Source organism: Streptomyces sp. SID10853, from assembly GCF_010548145.1.
Lineage (GTDB): Bacteria > Actinomycetota > Actinomycetes > Streptomycetales > Streptomycetaceae > Streptomyces.
In genome coordinates, this window is record NZ_JAAGLN010000363.1 from 1 (window position 1) to 4,685 (window position 4,685).

A 4,685-nucleotide genomic window follows, 5' to 3' on the forward strand; every position below is an offset into this window, starting at 1 on the left:
CGCTGCCCGCGCTGAACACCCCGCGGCTCTCGTCGGTTTCGACGGTGATGCCCGCGCCGAGGAACCGCACCACCCCCGCGCGGGACAGCGCGAGGAGCCGGCGCAGCCGCGGCCCCGGCGGGCCGGACGCCAGATAGCTGAAGAACCCGTGCCAGCGGGCGCCGCCCTCCCCGGTGTCGCCGAGCCGGGTCAACTGCCCGTAGACCGACAGCAGTCCGAGGAAGACCGCCAGGTCCGGGCTGTACTCCGGGTCGTGGCGGCGGGTGAGGTCGGCCTCGATGTAGCCGCGCAGGCTCTCCTGGAGCGCGTCCATGGAGTCATGGCGTACGCCGTCCAGCGGCCGGTCGAGCGCCGCGGGGTCGAAGCGGTCGGCGGGGTCGGGCACGGCGTCCTCGGCCAGCGCCGCCAGCTCCGCTCCGGTGGCGGCCGCGGCGTACTTCTCCTCGAAGACCGGCCAGTCGACGGTGGTGCGCCCGGGGTGGACGGTGAAGAGCCGGTGGTAGTGGGCGTATCCGAGCTCCCGGTCGATGAGCGGCCGTACGTCGCGCTCGAAGTCGACCGGGCCCGGCCCGGCGAGCAACGCGTCCACCTGCTCGGGTCCGAAGAAGCGCGGCAGCGGCGGGCGTTCGCCGGTCCAGGTGTAGCCGATCTTGGAGTGGTACGGCACACCGCGCCGCGATCCGACGTACAGGACCGGCTCCCGCCCGGACGGCAGATACTCCCCCCGCGCGTCGTACCGGCCGCCGCGCCCCTCGGTGAGGAGCACCATCAGGTCGACGAAGGCGAGGCCGAATCCGCGGACGACGACCGGTTCGCCGGCGCCGAGCACCGACAGATCGCTGTCCGCGGTGAAGGCGGGCGGCAGATGGACGAGCCCGTGCCGCTGGGCGAACCGGGCCAGTTCCCGCTGCTCCTCGTCGGGGTCGGCGTCCAGGTGGCCGATGGTGAGCACCACCAGTTCGGCGACGACCGGCTCGGCCTCCCCTTCCAGCCACACCTGCTGGCGGCCGTCGCGCGGGCCGCTGATCCGTACCGCGCGGGTGCGGTGCTCGCGCACCGTGGAGCCCGGCGGCAGCGCGGCCACGGCCTCCTCGTACACCCAGCGCAGATAGCCGCCCTGCGCCTGTCTGCTGGGGAAGGACTGCGGGTCGGCCCCCGCCCACCGGGCGAAGTCGGGGCCCGGGCGTACGGGCCCTTCCAGGGGCTGCGCGGAGTCGTCGGTGAACATCGTGACGTCGGACGCCATGGAGTTCATCCAGAGCAGCGGGGACTGGTCCCGCCGCCATATCCGTCCGCCGCCCGGCGGGTACGGGTCGATCAGATGGATGTCGAGCGGCCGGTTCCCGTACAGCTCAGGGGCGTTGGCGGCGAGCCGCTCCAGGAATCCGGTGCCGCGCGGGCCTGCTCCGACCACCGCCACGGACGCCCTCACCGGGCACCGCGCGCGTAGTACCGCTCGATGTAGTGCTGGCCCGCGCTGAGCACCGAGGTGACGAGCGCGTACCAGATGGTGGCGACGAGCAGCAGCGGGATGACCTGGTAGGTGCGGTGGTAGACGAGCTGCACGGAGTAGAGCAGGTCCTGGACGGCAATGACGGAGACGATCGACGTGCCCTTGAGCGTGCCGATGAGCATGTTCCCGGCGGGCGGCACGATCGAGCGCATGGCCTGCGGCAGGACGATCCGCCACAGCCTGCGCCACCGGCCGAGCCCGAGCGACTCGGCCGCCTCGATCTGGCCGCGTCCGACGGAGAGGATGCCGCCGCGTACGACCTCGGCCGCGTACGCGGCCTCGTGCAGGGTCAGTCCGACGATGGCGACGGTGACCGGGCCGAGGAGGTTGACGGTCTTGACGCCGAGGATCTGCGGATAGAGCGCTCCGATGTTGAACCAGAACAGCAGCTGCACCAGGATCGGTGTCGACCTGAAGAGCCAGATGTATCCCCAGCCGACCGCGCGCAGCACGGGGTTGGCGGACATCCGCATGACGGCGAGCAGGGTGCCGAGGGCGAAACCGAGCACCATGACGGCGGCGGTGAGCCAGAGGGTCAGGCCGAGTCCGCGCAGGACGGCGGTGGTGGCGAAGTAGTCACCGACGACGCCCCACTGGAAGGCGTCGTTGCGGACGACGGAGGTGAGGGCGCCGGCGAGCAGCACCAGGACCACCGCGGCTGCCGCCCACTGGCCGGTGCGGCGGACCGGCACGATGCGCGGCACCGGGTCGTCGTCCCCGGGCGGTGCCAGGGAGAGCTGAGGAAGAGTGTCTGACGACGCGGACATGAGAAGGCTCCGTGGATGCTGAGATCGAACACGGTGATGCCTTCACGCGGTGCAGCGCGGACCGAGCCCCTCAGCACGGTCCGTTGCTGAGATTACGGCGCTGGTTCTGTGCGCTGTCAAGGGTGTCCACACTGTGGGCGTTACGTCTCAGGGTCTGTCGTCAAAGTGCCGTCGTCGCCCGAAGGGCGGCCGCGCGGGGTCTGGTGCGTGCGATCGCAAGGCGCCGAAATGGTCTCGTGGCGGAGCTACTAGGGCATTTCGGCAACGCCGCGAGCGTGCGTGCCAGACCCCGCGCGGCAGGCGGCACTTTGACGACAGACCCCAGGGCAGTTGACGGGGAAACGGATGCCTGTTCCACTTGGGCCATGCATCCGCAGCAGTGGCTGGTCACACGCTCCCACATCGACTTCGGTCGAGTGTGGTCCTCTTCCTGTTGAGCTGACCCCCGCGCCTTCTCGCTGCGCGTTCTTCCGCTGCGCGTCTCTTCGCGTATCGCCCCCGCTCTCGCTCCAGTGCCCTGTTCCCCGGGCCCCTTTTCACGCGATCCCGTCCGGCGCCCGCGCCGCGGTGTCGCGCTGATCACTCACGTCTTCACCCGCGCAGCGCCTTCCTCACCCCTCCCCTCGCCTTTCCTCGCTCCCCCTCTCCGTCACCTCTCTGTTCCTTCGCTGCCCCCGTTTCCCGTGGGCTCTTCTGGAGTGTCCGACGTCATGAGCAAGACCCGAAGAGGCGCCGCCTCAGCCCTGATCACCGCGGCCGCCCTGGCCCTGACGGCCTGCGGCTCGGGCGACCCGGCGACCACGGGCAGCGGTGCGAAGTCCGTGGCGAAGCCGGCCGCGCTCCCGACCCGCGACGTGGTGTCGGACATCCGCCCCGACCCGGCGGCTGTCGCGCTGCTCCCCGCCGCGGTACGGAAAGGGGGCACGCTGACCCTGGCCACCGCGGTCGGCGGGGCGCCGCCCGGCACCAGTTATCTGCCCGACGGCAAGACCATGGTGGGCCAGGACATCGACTTCGCGGACGCCGCCGCGAAGACGCTCGGCCTGCGGCTCAAGCGCGAGGCCGCCGGCTTCGAGACGATTCTGCCCGCGCTCGACAGCGGCAAATTCGACCTGGGCGTGGGCAATTTCGGGGTGACGGACGAGCGCCGCAAGGTGATCGACTTCGTCACGTACATCAATGACGGCCAGGGCTTCGCCGTACGCCAGGACAGCAAGCTGGGCAAGGTCACCGATCTGAAGCAGCTGTGCGGCCTGAATGTGGCGACCGGCGCCGGCACCACGTTCGAGGCGACACTCGCCGCGGCGAAGAAGGAGTGCGCGGCGGCGGGAAAGAAGGACTACAAGGTCCAGACGTACGCGGACAGCGCCGCGCTCTGGGGCTCGCTCCAGCAGGGCCGCAGCGATGTGGTGATGTCGACGATCAACGGTCTGCGCTTCGCCGTACGCCAGCAGCCGGGGCTGCGGTTCCTCAATGAGTTCCACCGCCTCGATGTGGGGTTCGCCTTCAAGAAGGGGACCCCGCTGGCCCGCGCCTTCCAGGCCGCGGTGAACCGGCTGATCAAGGACGGTACGTACGAGCGCATCCTGAAGAAGTGGGGCACCGTGCCGTCCGGCCTCAAGGAGTCGCGGATCTCACCGCCGGAGATCAAGTAGCCCTGCCGGGCAGCACTGTACGGAGGTCAGCAGCCGTCGCAGGGGCAGCAGCAGTCGCACCCGCTGCAGTCGCAGCAGTCACCGCAGTCGCAGCAGTCGCCACAGTCGCAGTCGCAGTCGTTGCAGCAGCCCTCGCGCTTACGGCCCGACCAGGGGCCCTCGAACTCGGAGGCACAGCAGGCCCGGCAGGTGCAGCAGAGCCCGGCGGCGACCGCACAGCCCGCCAGGAAGCCCCGCTTGGGATGCCGCCCCGGCCCGCCATGGCCACCATGACCGCCCCGTCCGTCGCGGTCGTCGCGGTCGTCGCGGTCGTCGCGGTCCGGGGCCTCGGGGTCGAATCCCGGCGGCGGCGGGCCGAAGGGACCGGGCGCCCCGTGGCTGCAGCTGCCGCCGAACGCCCGGTCGACCGAGCGCCTGAGTTCATGGGCGAGCAGCACATGCGCCAGCCGGCCGTCCGCGAATTCGGCGTCGCGCAGCGCGAGCCGGATCCCGTGCAGTGCGTCGTCGCAGAGCCGGCGGGCCTCTTCCAGGGAGGTGCCGGTCGCGGCCAGCGGGTTCCAGGCACCCGACGCGGCGTCAGCTTCCCTGTCCTCCACGGCGTCCAGCAGATGGGCCAGCCGTCCGAAGAGCCGGCCGGCCTCGGCGAGCGGCGGCGCGTTCCCGGGGCGTCCGGCGAGTACCGCGGTGTGCGCGAAGGCCGCGGCGGTGGCGGTCTCGGTCGGGTCGGTGACGGTGAGCAGGCGCGTGCCG

3 protein-coding genes and 1 pseudogene are annotated in these 4,685 nt (G+C 71.4%); 1 reads left to right on the forward strand and 3 read right to left on the reverse strand.

Annotated elements, in window-relative coordinates:
* Together G3I19_RS34625 and G3I19_RS34630 are read right to left on the reverse strand one after the other, a co-directional pair.
* On the reverse strand, positions 1 to 1,420 hold a 1,420-nt coding region (locus tag G3I19_RS34625), incomplete at its 3' end, for an FAD/NAD(P)-binding protein (RefSeq protein WP_343235301.1).
* Between the two features lie 8 nt (positions 1,421 to 1,428).
* Positions 1,429 to 2,280: an amino acid ABC transporter permease gene (locus G3I19_RS34630; protein ID WP_164267663.1), complete on the reverse strand. Its 852-nt coding sequence runs from the start codon at positions 2,278 to 2,280 to the stop codon at positions 1,429 to 1,431.
* A 710-nt stretch (positions 2,281 to 2,990) separates the two neighbouring features.
* On the opposite strand from G3I19_RS34630, the gene G3I19_RS34635 reads away from it, so the two are divergent.
* Positions 2,991 to 3,935, forward strand: coding sequence for an ABC transporter substrate-binding protein (locus tag G3I19_RS34635; protein WP_164267664.1), 945 nt, complete (start codon positions 2,991 to 2,993; stop codon positions 3,933 to 3,935).
* 26 nt (positions 3,936 to 3,961) lie between these two features.
* On the opposite strand, the pseudogene G3I19_RS34640 reads toward G3I19_RS34635, so the two are convergent.
* Positions 3,962 to 4,685 (reverse strand): annotated as a pseudogene (locus tag G3I19_RS34640) (hypothetical protein); the annotation flags it as partial.

What these genes read in the sequence shown, in the direction of transcription:
- G3I19_RS34630 (WP_164267663.1), bottom strand. Translation starts at nt 2,280, where the DNA reads ATGTCCGCGTCGTCAGACACTCTTCCTCAGCTCTCCCTGGCACCGCCC.
- G3I19_RS34635 (WP_164267664.1), top strand. Translation starts at nt 2,991, where the DNA reads ATGAGCAAGACCCGAAGAGGCGCCGCCTCAGCCCTGATCACCGCGGCC.